Origin of the sequence: Xanthomarina sp. F2636L (assembly GCF_026410195.1) — a bacterium.
GTDB lineage: Bacteria > Bacteroidota > Bacteroidia > Flavobacteriales > Flavobacteriaceae > Xanthomarina.
Map to the genome: position 1 here is coordinate 1 of NZ_JAPMLM010000052.1, position 207 is coordinate 207.

Sequence of the window (207 nt, forward strand, 5' to 3'; positions counted from 1 at the left end):
TTATCTGTACAAGAAGTTTCACAAGGTGCACAATCTGGTCCACCACAATCTACACCTGTTTCATTACCGTTTTGAACGCCATCTGAACAAGTTGGAGGTATAACACAAGGTTCACAAGATGAACCTCCACAATCAACTCCGGTTTCATCACCATTTTGAATACCATCTGTACATGTTGGAGCTGGTGCACCACCTAAACAGAAATCA

Annotated in this window: 1 pseudogene; it reads right to left on the minus strand. The window is 42.0% G+C overall.

The window, feature by feature from the left end:
• Positions 1-207 (minus strand): annotated as a pseudogene (locus tag OS191_RS00245) (hypothetical protein); the annotation flags it as partial.